Annotated in this window: 13 protein-coding genes; 6 read left to right on the top strand and 7 right to left on the bottom strand. The window is 69.4% G+C overall.

Annotated elements, in window-relative coordinates; translation table 11 throughout:
• Window positions 1-220 precede the first annotated feature (220 nt).
• On the top strand, window positions 221-1294 hold the full coding sequence (locus AB4112_RS26930) for a M4 family metallopeptidase (protein WP_441724090.1): 1074 nt from the start codon (window positions 221-223) through the stop codon (window positions 1292-1294).
• Between the two features lie 26 nt (window positions 1295-1320).
• The gene (locus tag AB4112_RS26925; protein WP_441724088.1) at window positions 1321-1653 is read left to right on the top strand and encodes a protealysin inhibitor emfourin; all 333 of its coding nucleotides are present in this window, start codon (window positions 1321-1323) and stop codon (window positions 1651-1653) included.
• Between the two features lie 125 nt (window positions 1654-1778).
• Here AB4112_RS26925 and AB4112_RS26920 read toward each other — a convergent pair whose 3' ends face one another.
• Together AB4112_RS26920 and alr are read right to left on the bottom strand one after the other, a co-directional pair.
• On the bottom strand, window positions 1779-3110 hold the full coding sequence (locus AB4112_RS26920) for a D-amino acid dehydrogenase (protein WP_441724086.1): 1332 nt from the start codon (window positions 3108-3110) through the stop codon (window positions 1779-1781).
• Window positions 3107-4285, bottom strand: coding sequence for an alanine racemase (alr, locus tag AB4112_RS26915; protein WP_441724084.1), 1179 nt, complete (start codon window positions 4283-4285; stop codon window positions 3107-3109). The genes AB4112_RS26920 and alr overlap by 4 nt, the downstream gene beginning before the upstream one ends.
• A gap of 138 nt (window positions 4286-4423) precedes the next feature.
• On the opposite strand from alr, the gene AB4112_RS26910 reads away from it, so the two are divergent.
• Complete coding sequence (locus tag AB4112_RS26910) at window positions 4424-4882, top strand: Lrp/AsnC family transcriptional regulator (protein WP_441724082.1); 459 nt, start codon at window positions 4424-4426, stop codon at window positions 4880-4882.
• A gap of 19 nt (window positions 4883-4901) precedes the next feature.
• Here AB4112_RS26910 and AB4112_RS26905 read toward each other — a convergent pair whose 3' ends face one another.
• The 3 genes from AB4112_RS26905 to AB4112_RS26895 form a co-directional block, all read right to left on the bottom strand.
• A complete protein-coding gene (locus tag AB4112_RS26905) occupies window positions 4902-5813 on the bottom strand; it encodes an agmatinase (protein ID WP_441724080.1) in 912 nt (303 codons plus the stop codon).
• 102 nt (window positions 5814-5915) lie between these two features.
• Complete coding sequence (locus AB4112_RS26900) at window positions 5916-7481, bottom strand: ABC transporter substrate-binding protein (RefSeq protein WP_441724078.1); 1566 nt, start codon at window positions 7479-7481, stop codon at window positions 5916-5918.
• A gap of 39 nt (window positions 7482-7520) precedes the next feature.
• Window positions 7521-8372, bottom strand: coding sequence for an alpha/beta hydrolase (locus AB4112_RS26895; protein ID WP_309799369.1), 852 nt, complete (start codon window positions 8370-8372; stop codon window positions 7521-7523).
• Window positions 8373-8564: 192 nt separating this feature from the next.
• On the opposite strand from AB4112_RS26895, the gene AB4112_RS26890 reads away from it, so the two are divergent.
• Complete coding sequence (locus tag AB4112_RS26890; protein WP_309799371.1) at window positions 8565-10283, top strand: MFS transporter; 1719 nt, start codon at window positions 8565-8567, stop codon at window positions 10281-10283.
• A gap of 51 nt (window positions 10284-10334) precedes the next feature.
• Here the strand turns inward: AB4112_RS26890 and ampC are convergent, their stop codons facing one another.
• Complete coding sequence (ampC, locus tag AB4112_RS26885; RefSeq protein ID WP_441724221.1) at window positions 10335-11444, bottom strand: class C beta-lactamase; 1110 nt, start codon at window positions 11442-11444, stop codon at window positions 10335-10337.
• A 270-nt stretch (window positions 11445-11714) separates the two neighbouring features.
• Here ampC and AB4112_RS26880 point away from each other — a divergent pair, with 270 nt between their 5' ends.
• Window positions 11715-13169 (top strand): DHA2 family efflux MFS transporter permease subunit, encoded by a 1455-nt coding sequence (locus AB4112_RS26880; RefSeq protein WP_309799375.1) that lies wholly within the window; start codon window positions 11715-11717, stop codon window positions 13167-13169.
• On the opposite strand, the gene AB4112_RS26875 is transcribed toward AB4112_RS26880, so the two are convergent.
• A complete protein-coding gene (locus tag AB4112_RS26875) occupies window positions 13163-13609 on the bottom strand; it encodes a sigma-70 family RNA polymerase sigma factor (RefSeq protein WP_441724075.1) in 447 nt (148 codons plus the stop codon). The two genes, AB4112_RS26880 and AB4112_RS26875, sit on opposite strands and share 7 nt — an antisense overlap.
• 616 nt (window positions 13610-14225) lie before the next feature.
• On the opposite strand from AB4112_RS26875, the gene AB4112_RS26870 reads away from it, so the two are divergent.
• Window positions 14226-14660, top strand: coding sequence for a response regulator (locus tag AB4112_RS26870; RefSeq protein WP_309799379.1), 435 nt, complete (start codon window positions 14226-14228; stop codon window positions 14658-14660).
• Window positions 14661-14691 lie beyond the last annotated feature (31 nt).

The following is a 14691-nucleotide window of genomic DNA, read 5'->3' as shown; positions in this document are numbered from 1 at the left end:
GACCGGTTCCCCACAATCGTCGTTGCGAGGAGGCGAAGCCGACGAAGCAATCCATCGCGCCGCCTGGCATGGATCGCCGCGTCGCTTCGTTTCTCGCGATGACGGAGGGGGCGGCCCGACCGAAGCCGGGAACCAGTAGCGGCATCGCGGTTTTCCTTCCTATGATACGGTCACGGGCCCGGTTCGCGGGATGATCGTCGGTTGGAACAGGGAGAGCGTCATGTGCACCCGTCACCATCGCCATTCGATCTTCTGCATCCTGCCGCCCTATCTGTTGCGCTCGGTGCTCGCCAACGGCAGCAAGGCGCAGAAGGCGGCGGCCAGCCGCGCGCTGGGCATCGACAGCACCCTGCGGTCGATGCGGGCCCAGCTGGCCGTGGCCCAGAGCCTGTCGGCGCGACGCAGCCGCAAGCTGGCCTTGCCGCCGTCGCGGCAGCGCAGCATCACCACCGCCGATGGCGGCGAGGGCCTGCCGGGCAAGCTGGTGCGCGCCGAAGGGCAGGGGCCGTCCGGCGACGTCGCGGCCGACGAGGCCTATGACGGGCTGGGCCACACCTTCGATTTCTTCCTGCAGGCCTACCGGCGCAACTCGATCGACGACGACGGCATGGCGCTGGACGCCACCGTCCATTACGGCGACCGCTACAACAACGCCTTCTGGAACGGCCAGCGCATGGTGTTCGGCGATGGCGACGGCGACCTGTTCAACCGCTTCACCAGCTCGCTCGACGTCATCGGCCATGAGCTCGGCCATGGCGTCACCGAGGACGAGGCCGGCCTCGTCTACATGCAGCAGCCGGGCGCGCTGAACGAATCCCTGTCCGACGTCTGGGGCTCGCTGATCAAGCAATGGGTGCTGAAGCAGACCGCCGACAAGGCCGACTGGATCATCGGCGCCGGCCTGTTGACCAAGAAGGTCCAGGGCATCGGGCTGCGCTCGATGAAGGCGCCGGGCACCGCCTATGACGACCCGGTGCTGGGCAAGGACCGCCAGCCCAGCCACATGAAGGACTATGTCGACACCATGCAGGACAATGGCGGCGTCCACATCAATTCCGGCATCCCGAACCGGGCCTTCTACCTAACCGCCACTGCGATCGGCGGCTATGCCTGGGAGCGGGCGGGCCGGATCTGGTATGATGCTGTCCGCGACGCCCGGGTGACCGACACCACCAAATTCGCCGATTTCGCCGCGGTGACGGTGGATGTCGCGGCCCGGCTGCCGGGGTCGAAGAAGGCCGAGGCCAAGGCGGTGGCCGACGCCTGGAAGCAGGTCGGCGTGCCGATCGGCTGACGCCGGCGCTTTACGAGGAACGGGAGATGCGGGTCACCATCGCGATGCCGAGCACAGGCCTGTTCTACGCGCCGGGGCTGGCCGAGCCGGTGGTGCTGGAGCTGTCGGCGCTGCCGCCGGAAGAGGCCGCGCGGATCCAGGCGCTAGTGCATGACGCGAAGTTCCTCGACCGTACGGCGGCGCCCGAGGCGCTGACCCGGCCGATGCCGGATGCCCGGCAGTTCACCGTGACGGTGGAGCAGGCCGGCCGCAGCCGCACCCTGCACCTGGCCGAACCGATCGCCGACCCGGCGCTGAAGGCTCTGGTCGGCTGCCTGCTGGAGCAGGTGCGGGCGCTGCGGGAGAAGAAGCGGCAATAGTCTGGCGCCGGAGCCCCCCCAATCGTCATTGCGAGGAGGCGCAGCCGACGAAGCAATCCATGCCAGGCGGCGCCATGGATTGCTTCGCTGCGCCCGCAATGGCTGAGAAGGCTGAGAAGCCGCCCTCACCCCGCCTGCGGGATCGGGGCGCCGACCGGTCCGCGGCCGCCCTGCGGGGCGCGGATGCCGGTCAGGTCGGCCCAGCGGTAGCGGTCCATCGCCAGCCCTTCCAGGTCGATCTCGGCGCGGCGGCCGGACAGGATGTCCGACATCACCCGGCCGGAGCCGCAGGCCATGGTCCAGCCCAGCGTGCCGTGGCCGGTGTTGAGGAACAGGTTGCCATAGGGCGTGCGGCCGACCACCGGGGTGCCGTCCGGCGTCATCGGCCGCATGCCGGTCCAGAAGCTGGCACGGCTGACGTCGCCGCCGCGCGGGAACAGGTCGGTGACCGAATGCTCCAGCGTCGCCCGGCGCGCGTCCCACAGCTTGCTGCTGAACCCTGCCAGCTCGGCGGTGCCGCCGACCCGGATGCGGTCGCCCAGCCGGGTGATCGCCACCTTGTAGGTCTCGTCCATCACGGTTGAGACCGGCGCGCCGTCGGCCTCGGTCACCGGCACGGTGATCGAATAGCCCTTGACCGGATAGACCGGGATCTCGATGCCCAGCGGCTTCAGCAGCAGCGGGGAGTAGCTGCCCAGCGCCAGCACATAGCTGTCGGCGCGCAGGATCTCGCCGCCCTCCAGCGCCACGCCGCCGATGCGGCTGCCGTCGCTCTGCAGCCCGGCGATCCTGGCGCCCCAGCGGAAGGTCACGCCGAGAGCGGCGGCCAGCTTCGCCAGGTTGTTGGTGAACTTGAAGCAGTCGCCGGTCTCGTCGCCCGGCAGGCGCAGGCCACCGGTGATCTTGCCGCTGACCGCGGCCAGGGCCGGCTCGGCCACGGCGCAGGCGGCCGGGTCCAGCACCTCGTAGGGGACACCGGCCTCCTGCAGCACGGCGATGTCCTTGGCTGCGGCGTCGACCTGCTTCTGGGTGCGGAACAGCTGCAGCGTGCCCTGGGCCTTGTCGTCATAGGCGATGCCGGTGTCGGCGCGCAGCTGCACCAGGCAGTCGCGGCTGTACTCGGCCAGCCGGACCATCCGGGCCTTGTTCACGGCATAGCGGCCGGCGGTGCAGTTGCGCAGCATCTGCGCCAGCCACAGCCACTGCCGCGGGTCCAGCTGCGGGCGCAGCACGAAGGGGCTGTGCTGCATCAGCATCCACTTGATCGCCTTCAGCGGCACGCCCGGCGCCGCCCAGGGCGCGGAATAGCCCGGCGAGACCTGGCCGGCATTGGCGAAGCTGGTCTCGTTCGCCGGCCCGTCCTGGCGGTCGATCACGGTGACGTCGTGGCCGGAGCGGGCGAGGTAATAGGCGGTGGTCACGCCGATGACGCCGGCGCCGAGGACGATGACCTTCACGACGGGACTCCTTCGAGATCCAAGGGGGCGAGAACCAAGGCGGATGACTGGGGGGCGGCCGGCGCGGCGTCGACATGGTCGCGCCGGAAGCGGCGGCCGAAACGGGACAGGATCTCGTAGCCGATGGTGCCGGCCTCGGCGGCGAGGCCGTCGACGCTGCGCTGCGGGCCGATCAGGTCGACCAGGGTGCCGGGGCGCAGCGCACCTTCGGGCAGGGCAGAGGCGTCGAGGGTGATCGAGTCCATCGACACCGCGCCGACGACCGGCAGGGCAACGTCGCCGAGATACGCCGCGGCGCCGCGATGGCCCAGGCTGCGCGGGAAACCGTCGGCATAGCCGACCGCCAGGGTGGCGATGCGGCGCGGCCCATCGGCGCGGAAGTGCAGGCCGTAGCCGACGGCATCGCCGGCCGCGATGATGCGGGTCTGCACCACCCGCGCCTGCAGCCGCACCACCTGATGCAGCGGGTTCGGCGCCCCGATGGTCGGGGCCAGGCCGTACAGCGCGGCGCCGGGCCGGGCGAGGTCGTAATGGAAGGCGGGGCCGAGGAAGATGGCGGAGGAATTGGCCAGCGACGCCGGCGCGGCCGGCAGGGCACGGCGGGCGACGTCGAAGCGCAGGCGCTGCATCCCGTTGGCCGGGTTGTCCGGCTGCTCGGCGCAGGCGAGGTGGCTCATCACCAGGCGCAGGTCGATGCCGTCCAGCCGGTGCGGCTCGGCGGCGATGCGGTCCAGCTCGGCCGGAGCCAGGCCCATGCGCGACATGCCGGTGTCGAGCTGCAACGCCGCCGGCAGCCTGGTCTCGCGGCACCGCGCCAGGGCGGCCCAGGCCTCGACCTGCTCCAGGCTGTTCAGCACCGGGGTGAGGTTGTGGGCGAGGGCGATGTCCTCGCAGCCCGGCATCAGCCCGTGCAGCACGGAGATTTCCGCCGCCTCCGGCACATGCGGCCGCAGCGCGATGCCCTCCTCGAGATGGGCGACGAAGAAGTGGCGGCAGCCCGCCGCGGCCAGCACCGGGGCGACGCGGTCGGCGCCCAGCCCGTAGGCGTCGGCCTTCAGCACCGCGGCGCAGGCGGTGCGGCCGAGCCGCCCGCGCAGCGTCCGCCAGTTGTCGCGGATCGCGCCGAGATCGACGGTCAGCGTGGCGCCGGACAGGTCGGGGAGGGGGCTGTGCATGGGGCCTGACCGCAGGGGATCGGAACGCCCTCAGAATACGGCGGGAGGCCCCCGCTGATCCTTGATTTCCATTGATCCTTCTGCGGCCGGATGGTCAGGTGTTCGCAGCAAATTCGGCGCTTTTCGCAGAAACCACACATGACCTCGCTCGACGCCATCGACCGCAAGATCATCCAGCTGCTGCGCGGCGACGGGCGGATGAGCAATTCCGACCTGGCCGAGGCGGTCGGGCTGTCGCAATCGGCCTGCCTGCGCCGGCGCCAGTTGATGGAGCATGCCGGCATCATCCGTGGCTACACCGCGCTGATCGACGAGCCCGACGTGGCCAACCCGACCATCGCCATCGTCCAGATCACGCTGGAGCGCCAGACCGAGGAGTATCTCGCCCGCTTCGAGGCGGCGGTGCGGAAATGCCCCGAGGTCGACCAGTGTTACCTGATGACGGGCATGTCGGATTATCTGCTGCGCGTGGTCGCCCGCGACACCGCCGATTACGAGCGCATCCACAAGGAGCAGCTGTCGCGCATGCCTGGCGTGTCGCGCATCCAGTCCGCCTTCACCCTGCGCAGCGTGATCCGTGGCAATTCCGGCGTGTAGGCCGGCCGCGGCTCAGGTTTCACACCTGCCGGACGATGGTGCCGATCGCATTGACGAGAAGGCGCGCGGCGGTCAGGGCCGACAGGCCGTCGATGTCGGCGGGAGGATAGAGCTCGACAAGGTCGAATCCTGCGATCCGGGCTCGCCGGCCGAGGCCCGCGATCAGATCGATCACCTGGGTGTAGGTGAGGCCGCCGGGCGTGCGCGCCGCCACGCCCGGCATGATGCCGGGATCGAGGCTGTCGCAGTCGAGCGTGACGACGACCCGTGCTCCTTCCGGGATATGCCGTAGAGCGGCTTCGACGCCTTGGGCGTGAATTTCGCGGGCGGTCACGAAGCGGCTGCCGTAGCGCCGCGCCGCTTCGACGTCGGCGAAGCGCGCGCTGCCGACGCTGCGGAGGCCGACCTGCACCATGCCGGCGACATGCGGCATCTCGCTCGCCCGGCGCATCGGGCTCGAATATCCGTAGCGCTCGCCGTCCACCTCGTCGCGCCAGTCGATGTGGGCGTCGATCTGCAGGATCCAGACCGGCCCGTGATCCGCAAAGCCGGCGAGGAAGGGAAATGTCACGGAACAGTCGCCGCCGAGCAGGATCGGCACGGCCGGCAGGGCCAGGACCGCGCGCGTCTTCGCCTCGATCCGCGCCCGGTTGCCGGCATTGTCATGCAGGTTGGTCGCGATGTCGCCCGCGTCGATGCAAGAGACCGGCCCGCCATCGAACAGCGGGCCGCCGAGATCGAAATCCCAATGCTCGATCAGCCTGGCATCCTCGTGGCTCGCAACCCGGATGGCGTCGGCGGCCAAGGCATGGCCGCTGCTGTCCTTGCCGGGATAGGTGCTGCCGTGTCCGGCTCCGAAGATCACCGCGCAGGGCGTGCGGCCGGCAGCAAGGCGATCGGGAAGGTCGAGAAAGGGAGGCGAGGCGGTCATTTCTCGATGGTCCCGGTGACGGTGGAGCTGAATTTCGGTGTTGAAGGTACAGAAGCAGGCGACGATGCGCAGCGTGTCGTGGCTGTCGTCGAGGATCGTGACCTACTCCGCCTTCCACACGCCCCACAGCCGGGGGTTGCCCGGCGCCCAGTCGGCATAGCCGCGGACCTTCGGCCCGGCCGCGGTGACCTGCGCCAGGTTGAACAGGCCGATCACCGGCACCTGCTCGGCCATGCGGGCGTGCAGCTTGTCGAACACCGCCTGCCGCGCCGCCTTGTCCTCCACCGTCTTGGCCTCGTCCAGCCAGGCGATCGCCTGCGGATCCTCCCACTGGCTGGTCGGGTCCTCGTCCTTGCTGCCGACGATGGAATCATAGGCCAGCGCCGGGTCGGCCCGGCCGGAGAAGGTGAAGACCGAGGCCTGGAACTTGCCCTCGCGGTAGTTCTGCAGCTGGGTCGCCCAGTCCAGCGTGTCGAGCTGGGCGTCGATGCCGGCGCCGGCCAGCAGCCCCTGGAGCATCAGCGCCGCCTCGTACTGGCCGGTCGGGCGGTTGTTGGTCTGGATCCGCAGGGTGGCGCCGGCGTGCCCGGCCTCCTGCAGCAGCTTCGCGGCCGCGGCCGGGTCGAAGGCCGGCCACGCCGCCTCGGCCTGGGTGTGGTAGGCGCTGGCGGCGGCGACGGCCGAGGGGTTGGGGGTGGCGAGGCCGAAGCTCGCCGCCTCGGCCACCTGCTTGCCGTCGATCGCCCGGGCCAGGGCTTGGCGCACCCGGACGTCGGACAGCAGCGGGTCGCGGGTCTGCAGCAGCAGCACCGCCCAGGACAGGGTCGGCGTCACCGTCACCTGAGCGCCCATCGCCTTCATCGCGTTCATCTCGGTCGGGCCGACATCGTTGATGATGTCGACCTGGCCGGCCTGGAGGGCCGCGTTCATCACCGAACGGTCGGGAATGACGACAAAACGCAGCCGCTCCGCCAGCGCCTGGCGGCCGCCGACCATGCCGTCGCGCGAGCCGGGCAGGGGGCTGTAGCCGGGGAAGCGGGTCAGCTCGAGATAGCGGTTCTTCTGCCAGTCGCCGAAGACATAGGGGCCGGTGCCGACCGGCTTGACCCAGGCGCCGTCCGGGCAGACCGAGGACGGGCTCAGGATCACCGCGTCGCACTGGATGCTGGCCATGTTGACCAGGAACATGGCGCTGCGCCGGTCGAGCCGGAACACCGCGGTGCGCGCATCCGGCGTCTCCACCGCCGTCACCTTCGGGCCGTTGCGGCCGTCGAAGCGGTCGAGACACTGCCACTGCGTCGCCGGGTCGAGATAGCGTTTCCAGCTCCACGCCACCTCGGCCGAGGTCAGCGGCTTGCCGTCATGGAAGCGGACGCCGTCGCGGAGATGGAAGGTGTAGGCGGTGCCGTCGGCCGACACGTCGATGCCCGCGGCCAGCAGCGGCGCCACGGTCAGGTCCTCGCGCGGCGCCACCAGCCCCTCGACCACATGATGCAGCACGACGTCGGAGTTGAAGTCGCGCTGCACCCCCGGATTGCTGCTGCGGATGTCGGCGTTGAGCGCGATCGACAGCAGCGGAGTCTGGCGCGGCGCCGGGGCCTCGGCGTGCGCCATGCCGGGCACAAGGAGGAGAGCGAGGACGCCGATCCAGGGACGCAGCTTGGTCATCACGAACCTCCCCATGATTTTTTCGTTGAACAGAACCGGTCAGGCCTTGGATCGGGCCTCCGCCAGCGTCTGGACGAAGAAATCCTCGACCGGCGCCAGCACCCGGCCGCCGTCATGGCCGACGCCGGGCACGGTGTCCTGGCGCACCGCGATGCCGTGGCGCTCGAAACTCTCCCGCAATGACCGCATGCGGTCCTGGCGGTTGGCGCCGGCCAGGTCGGCCCCGTCCATCCAGCCGGGATCGCTGGGCTTGGTCACGATCTCCCAGGTCTCGGTGTCCTCGGCGCCGATCACCATCTGCACCGCCACCCGCCGCATCGCCGCGATGTCCACCGGCCGGCCGAAGCGGGCCTCGAAATCGCGCAGGCCCACCCACCAGTCATGGTCCCAGTCCAAGAGCGTGACCGAGCCCGGCGCGCCGATGCTGACGCCGAGCAGCCGGTCGGGATGGACGTAGAGGAAGCGGTGGACGAAATGGCCACCGCCGGAAAAGCCGAACATCAGGAAGCGGTCGGCATCGACCCGGTACTTCGCCGCCACCTCGTCGACCATGGCCAGCAGCAGCAGGTCGAAGCGCATGTCGTGGAAGGCCAGGCGCTTGTAGTTCGACACGTCGGCCGGCTCGATCAGCCCGGCGGGGAACAGCGGCACCAGCAGGATGCAGTCCTGGGCGTCGGCGAAGCGCTTGAAGCCGTTGCGATAGGTGTCGACGGTGCGGCCGGTGCCGTGCATCAGCACAGCCAGGCTGTAGCGCTTGTCGCCGTCCTCCGCGTAGTCGCGCGGCACGTAGAGGCAGTAGGAGACGCGCTGGTCGGCCTGAAGGGCGAAGAACGGCGTCTGGCCGAAATCGTAGTAGGACAGCTTGACGCCATGGCCCGGACGGTCGCGCATCGCTCGATCTCCCTGTGCCCGGGTTCGAATCCCGGTCCCTCCGCCATCTTACGACGGCGACCGGTAGCTGCAAGTCGGAATGCATTTTGATAATGCAAAAACCCAATTCGTGATGGAGCGTCTCCCGGCCCAGCGGGGTGGTTTCCACCATGGCCTTTGCGGAGGCTAGGCAAGGTCGCCTAGACTTGCCGGATGCAGCAGGCCGTCGGCGCCAAGGACGATCTTCGGGTGGAGCGCGGCGCCGAGCCGGCACCGTCCAGGCTTCTGGCCCCGTTCTTCGAGGCGCTGGCCTTCCCGATCTTCCGCCTGGTCTGGTTCACCGGGCTGTTCGCCAATCTCGGCGACTGGGCGCAGTCGGTCGCCGCCGCCTGGGAGCTCACCGTCATGGCGGCGAGCCCGCTCCTGATCGCGCTGATCCAGGTGGCGACCGCGGTGCCGCTGGTGCTGCTGTCGCTGCCCACCGGGGCGCTGGCCGACATCTACGACCGACGCAAGATGATCCTGGCCGGGGAGGGGTGCTGCATCCTCGGCGGCCTGATCCTGACCGTGCTCGGCTTCCTCGACCTGCTGGAGCCGTTCGGGCTGATCGGGCTGACCCTCTTGATCGCCGTCGGCTACGCCCTGGAGGGACCGGCCTGGCAGGCGGCGGTCGGCGACATGGTGCCGAAGCCGGCGGTGGCCAGCGCCGTCCTGCTGAACTCGATCAACTACAACGTCGCTCGCGCTTTGGGGCCGGCGATCGGCGGGCTGCTGCTGGCCGCGCTGGGCGCCCCTTGGGTGTTCCTGATCGCCACCGTCAGCTTCGCCGGGCTGGCCACGGCCATCTGGTCCTGGGGCTGGCGGCCGACGCGGTCGACGCTGCCGCCCGAGACCCTGCGCGAGGCGGTGACCGGCGGCCTGCGCTTCGCCCGGCATTCGCTGGTGACGCGGCGGGTGGCGACGCGGTCGATCATCTTCGGCTTCTGCGCCAGCTCGGTCTGGGCGTTGCTGCCGCTGGTCGCGATGGCCCGGATGGGCGACGACGCGGTCGGCTACGGCATCCTGCTCGGCGCGCTGGGTATCGGCGCGGTGTGCGGCGGCTTCATCGTCCAGCCGGCGCGGGACTGGCTGGGCACCAGCTGGCTGATCTCGGTCTCGGCCTTCAGCTTCGCCACGGTGCTGCTGGTCCTCGGCACCGTCCACCTCGTCGCGGTGATCCTGCCGGTGCTGTTCCTCGGCGGCGTCGCCTGGATCGCCGTGGTCTCGACCTACAACACCGCGGTGCAGATGCTGGTGCCGGACTGGGTCAAGGCCCGCGCCATGGCGGTCTACCAGATGGCGCTGTATGGCGGGCTGGCGCTGGGGTCGGTGGTGTGGGGCGCGCTGGCCGAGGGCATCGGCGTCGATGCCGCGCTGGCGGCGAGCGGCGCGACCCTGCTGCTGGGCGCGCTGTGGGCGCTGTGGCGCCTGAAGATCCCGGACATCGCCCTGGTCGACCTGCGATCGGCGCCGGCCCGCAAGCTGGAGCTGCCGGCGCTGCCGATCGATCCGCGGCGCGACGCGGTGATGGTGGTGGTCGAATACCGCATCGATCCGGAGCAGGAGCGCGACTTCGTCCGCGCCACGGCCCGGATGCGCGAGGTCCGGCTGCGCAACGGCGCCAGCCGCTGGTCGCTGTTCCGCGACGCCGCCGACCGGCTGAAATGGAGCGAGGTCTATTTCGTCGACAGCTGGTACCAGCATCTGCGGCTGCTGGCCCGGCTGACCGCCGCCGACCGTGAGCTGATCGACTGCGTCGGCCGGCTGCACCAGGGCCCACCACCGCCGGCGGTCCGCCACGCGGTGAGCTGGCGCAAGCGCGGCCGGAAGGTGCTGGCCGCCAGGAAGGTGAACGACAGCCGGGCGAAGCCGAAGCCGGACCGGCCATCATAGAGCGCCCGTCGCACGCCCGACCCAGGCGCGCGACGGGCGGAGTCTCCGGACTTACGGCGCGCCCGCCGAGAGCTTCTCAAGGACGGCATGGGCCGCCGTGACGCGGGCCGAGATCGGGAAGTTCCGGTTGGCCAGCATCACGATGCCGATCTTGCGGTCCGGCACGAACGCGACATAGGCGCCGAAGCCGTTGGTGGACCCGGTCTTGTTGAACAGGGTCGGTCCCGCCGGGACCTGCGGCGGCGTCAGCGGCGTCGCGGCATTGGCCTCCAGGCTCATCTGGTTGGAGTTGCCGGCCAGCAGCCGATCCAGTGTGACCGGATAGGGATACTGCTCCCAGCCCAGCCCCTGCACCATCCCGCCGACCTTGGAGTAGCCGATATGGGTGCCCTCGATCGCCTGGCGCAGCGGCGGCTCGAGCGTCTCCGGCCGGATGTTGGCCTCGACGAAGCGGATCATGTCGGCGGCGGTGGATTTGACGCCATAGGCTTCGGCGTCGAACACGCCGGGATTCACCCGGACCGGCTGGCCGGCCTTGTTGTAACCCCAGGCATAGGCGTCCATCTCAGCCGCCGGCATCCGGATATGGCTGTGGGCCAGGCCCAGCTTGGCGAAGATCTCGGTCTCGACCAGCCCGGCGAAGTCGGCCTTCATCGCCAGCCCGGCGATATGCCCGAACAGGCCGATGCTGGGGTTGGAATAGCGCCGCTGCGTGCCCGGCGCGGCGTCCGGCTTCCACTTCTGGAAATAGGCCAGCATCTCGGCATCGTTGGTCACCGCATCGGGGAACTGCAGCGGGAATCCGCCCGCCGTGAAGGTGCCGAGGTCGAGCAGGCTGGCCTTGTCGACGGCGGTGCCGCGCAGCTGCGGCATGAAGGTCCCGGGATGATCGTCGAATGAGACCTTGCCGAGGACCTGGGAGGCCGAGGCCAGCGTGGCAGTGAAGGTCTTGCTGACCGAACCGATCTCGAAGATCGTGTCCCGGGTCACCGGCGCGCCGCTCGCCTTCGAGGCCACCCCGTAGTTGAAGAAGTATTCCTGGCCGTCGACCGTCACGGCGACGGCGATGCCGGGCACGTCGTATTGCTGCAGCAGGGGGCGGAAGGCACCGTCCACGGCGGCGGTGACGGCATCGGCGCGATTGGCGGCTTGGCCGGCCATCGGGAACAGGGAGGCGGCGGCCAGGGCCAGCGGCAGGGCCGCCTTTGCGATATCTCTCAAGTGACATCCTCTCCGGGGAAGGGCGCTCGCGGAGCGGCCGGGGGCCTGAGAAAGCAAACCCAATGTGGCGGCAGCGAGGCCGATATCGCGGGCCCGGTCGCGCCTTCTCGGAGCCGCGGCGGCCTATCACACATGCTTCGCCCGCAACCCTTCCATGTGGCGGGCCGCGACGGGGTGCAAGCGGTTGCGCAGGGGGCTAAACCCGGTCGCATGGCGGCATCGGACAGCGCACCGGACCAGCAGTCGTTCGCGACCCAGCGCGACCCGCGGCTGCGCGTGATCATCCCGATGATCGTCGCCATCGCCTTCCTGATGGAGCAGCTCGACTCCACCATCATCACCACCGCGATTCCGGACATGGCGGTCAGCCTCGGCACCACGCCGCTGCGGCTGAACCTGGCGGTGACCACCTACATCCTGACCCTGGCCGTGTTCATCCCGGTCAGCGGCTGGTTCGCCGACCGGTTCGGCGCGCGCCGGATCTTCGCGCTGGCGCTGGGCACCTTCACGGTCGGCTCGGCCCTGTGCGGCATGGCCGACAGTTTCGGCATGCTGCTGGCGATGCGGGCCCTGCAGGGGCTGGGCGGCGCCATGATGACGCCGGTGGGGCGGCTGATCCTGCTGCGCAGCTTTCCGCGCAGCCAGCTGGTCACGGCGATGACCTACATGACCCTGCCGGCGATTCTGGGGCCGGTGATCGGGCCGCTGCTCGGCGGCGTCCTCACCACCTACGCGTCGTGGCGCTGGATCTTCTACGTCAACGTGCCGTTCGGCTGCCTGGGCATCGTGATGGCGCTGCGCTTCATCGAGGATGTCCGCGGCGAGGTCATGGCGCGGTTCGACTATCGCGGCTTCCTGATGGTCGGGGCGGGCGTCGCGCTGCTGCAATACGGCCTCGAGAACATCGGCCGGCCGACCATTCCGGTGCCGGCGATCGGGGCGGTGCTGTTTGCCGCCATCCTGCTGCTGCTGGCCTTCGGGCGCTATGCCCGCCGGGTGCGGGCGCCGGCGGTGGACCTGACGCTGTTCCGCCTGCGGTCGTTCTGGGTCGGCACCCTCGCCGGCGGGCTGTGCCGGATCGGCCTGAACGGGGTGCCGTTCCTGCTGCCGCTGATGCTGCAGGTCGGATTCGGCGAAAGCCCCGTGGTCTCCGGCTCGCTGACCTTCGTCAGCAGCCTCGGCGCGCTGCTGATCCGCCCGGCGCTGTCACCGCTGCTGCGCCGCCTCGGCTTCGACCGGGTTCTGATCCTCAGCGCGGCGCTGGGCTCCGCCGGAGTCGCCGGTTTCGCCCTGATGCAGCCCGACACGCCGCATTGGCTGCTGCTCGGCTACATCTTCCTGTTCGGCCTGCTGCGGTCGATGCAGTTCATGACCTCGAACACGCTGTCCTATGCCGACATGCCGGCCGACAAGCTCAGCCGGGCCACCAGCCTCGGCGGCGTGCTGCAGCAGCTCAGCGTCAGCTTCGGCGTCTCGGTCGGCGCCATGCTGCTGGGCCTCGTCAGCTTCGAGAGCCATGTGCTGACCCCGGAGCGCTTCCATGAGGTGTTCCTGCTGATGGCCATCATCCCGCTGCTCTCGATCCCGGGCTTCCTGTATCTGCGGCCGGAGGACGGCGTGCAGGTCAGCGGCCATCAGCGCCGGAAGCAGCCCGGGGCTCAGTGAGCCGCCTGCTCGTCGCGGAGGCAGATGCGGGCGCGGCCCAACCTCGACCGGATGGTGCCGACCGGGACCTGGAAGCGCTCGGCCGCCTCCTCGTAGGACGCCCCCATGATGGCGACGAGCTCCAGCACCTCGCGATGATGCTTGGACAGCTTGGGCCAGCGCGATTCCAGCTCGCGCAGCTCGATCGCCTGGGTCTGGGTCGCGGGCACCGCGGCATCCCAGTCGTCGATCGGGATCATCTCGGCTTTGTTGTGGGCGCCGCTGACGAATTTGGAGAGGTAGAGGCGGCGCATCATGACCACCAGCCAGGCCATGATGTTGGTGCCGGGCTGCCAGAGATGCAGCTTCAGGGTGGCGCGCAGCATGGTCTCCTGAACCAGGTCGTCGGCATCGGCGGGGTTGCGGGCCAGGGACATGGCGTAGCGCCGGAGATCGGGCATGCAGGGCGCGACGGTCGAAAGGAACTGACGTTCGGTCGCGGCAGAGACTGCAGGCATGGGAGGATACCCCCGTTTGTGAATCTGCCAGACAAACGGAGAGGCCGCGCCAATGTTCCGCCAAGTTTATGTCACCGCATCGTTTTTCTGAGACTAAAGGCGCGCAGAAACGGACAAATCGAGGCAATATGCGGGTCTAATTCTGTTTTATAAACAAATGTTAGTCGGATTTATTTTTGGATACTGACCCGATCTATTATCAAATGATGTACGGAGTTTTTATCAAATGATGTGTTCGGTCATTTTCCAGGTGAGCCAATGACTGCCGTTCACTCTCGGTGCGGCGAGGCGGCCCCCGGCGCTCAGGGCAAGTATTGACGGTCTGATCATCGTCGCGCTCTTTTGCTACGGCCGGGCCGGCCTGGACCCGGACTTCCAGCCCCGTCCTGTCCAGGCCCTCACCTTCGAACAGCTCGAGCAGGCCCTGGTCAGCGCCAGGACCGCCACGCCTTAGGATTGCTCATCCGGGATTGCGTGCGGGCGCGGGGAACTCCGTGCGGGAATGTCCCGTTGCTGCAGGCAGTCCGCCGCGAGGCCGAGGATGTCCGGGAGGAAGACGATGGATGACTGGCGCGCCGCCCGCATGATGGAATCCGAGCATGCGGACCCGTCGCGGTCCACGACGACGAAATCCGTCGACGTCGCGCTCCTCGTCGAGGACGAGCCGCTGATCCGGATGGTGGCGGTCGACCTGCTGGAGGAGCTCGGGACGACGGTCGAGGAGGCCGGATCCGCCGCGGAGGCCCTCGCCGTGATGCAGCGCACCGGCGAGCGGATCGATGTCGCCATCATCGATCTCGGCCTGCCCGATGGCAGCGGCCACGATCTGGCCCTGACGCTGCGGCAGGTGCGGCCGCGGCTGCCCATCGTCATCGCCACCGGCTATTGCCAGGCGGCGGTCCCTCCGTCGCCGTCCGAGGCCTTCGCCTATCTGCAGAAGCCCTACGACCTGGGGATGCTCAAGGCCGCCCTGGCCGAGGTCATGGGGACCTGACCTTACGCCGGGAGGCGGGGCAGGCGCGGTG

Origin of the sequence: Inquilinus sp. 2KB_23 (assembly GCF_052115705.1) — a bacterium.
Lineage (GTDB): Bacteria > Pseudomonadota > Alphaproteobacteria > DSM-16000 > Inquilinaceae > Inquilinus > Inquilinus ginsengisoli_A.
The sequence above is the reverse complement of the archived record's forward strand: the minus strand, read 5'-3'. Positions and strand labels throughout refer to the sequence as shown.

Coding starts and splice junctions, on each gene's coding strand:
- AB4112_RS26930 (WP_441724090.1), top strand. CDS start 221: ATGTGCACCCGTCACCATCGCCATTCGATCTTCTGCATCCTGCCGCCC.
- AB4112_RS26925 (WP_441724088.1), top strand. CDS start 1,321: ATGCGGGTCACCATCGCGATGCCGAGCACAGGCCTGTTCTACGCGCCG.
- alr (WP_441724084.1), bottom strand. CDS start 4,285: ATGCACAGCCCCCTCCCCGACCTGTCCGGCGCCACGCTGACCGTCGAT.
- AB4112_RS26910 (WP_441724082.1), top strand. CDS start 4,424: ATGACCTCGCTCGACGCCATCGACCGCAAGATCATCCAGCTGCTGCGC.
- AB4112_RS26905 (WP_441724080.1), bottom strand. CDS start 5,813: ATGACCGCCTCGCCTCCCTTTCTCGACCTTCCCGATCGCCTTGCTGCC.
- AB4112_RS26900 (WP_441724078.1), bottom strand. CDS start 7,481: ATGACCAAGCTGCGTCCCTGGATCGGCGTCCTCGCTCTCCTCCTTGTG.
- AB4112_RS26895 (WP_309799369.1), bottom strand. CDS start 8,372: ATGCGCGACCGTCCGGGCCATGGCGTCAAGCTGTCCTACTACGATTTC.
- AB4112_RS26890 (WP_309799371.1), top strand. CDS start 8,565: ATGCAGCAGGCCGTCGGCGCCAAGGACGATCTTCGGGTGGAGCGCGGC.
- ampC (WP_441724221.1), bottom strand. CDS start 11,444: ATGGCCGGCCAAGCCGCCAATCGCGCCGATGCCGTCACCGCCGCCGTG.
- AB4112_RS26880 (WP_309799375.1), top strand. CDS start 11,715: ATGGCGGCATCGGACAGCGCACCGGACCAGCAGTCGTTCGCGACCCAG.
- AB4112_RS26875 (WP_441724075.1), bottom strand. CDS start 13,609: ATGCCCGATCTCCGGCGCTACGCCATGTCCCTGGCCCGCAACCCCGCC.
- AB4112_RS26870 (WP_309799379.1), top strand. CDS start 14,226: ATGGATGACTGGCGCGCCGCCCGCATGATGGAATCCGAGCATGCGGAC.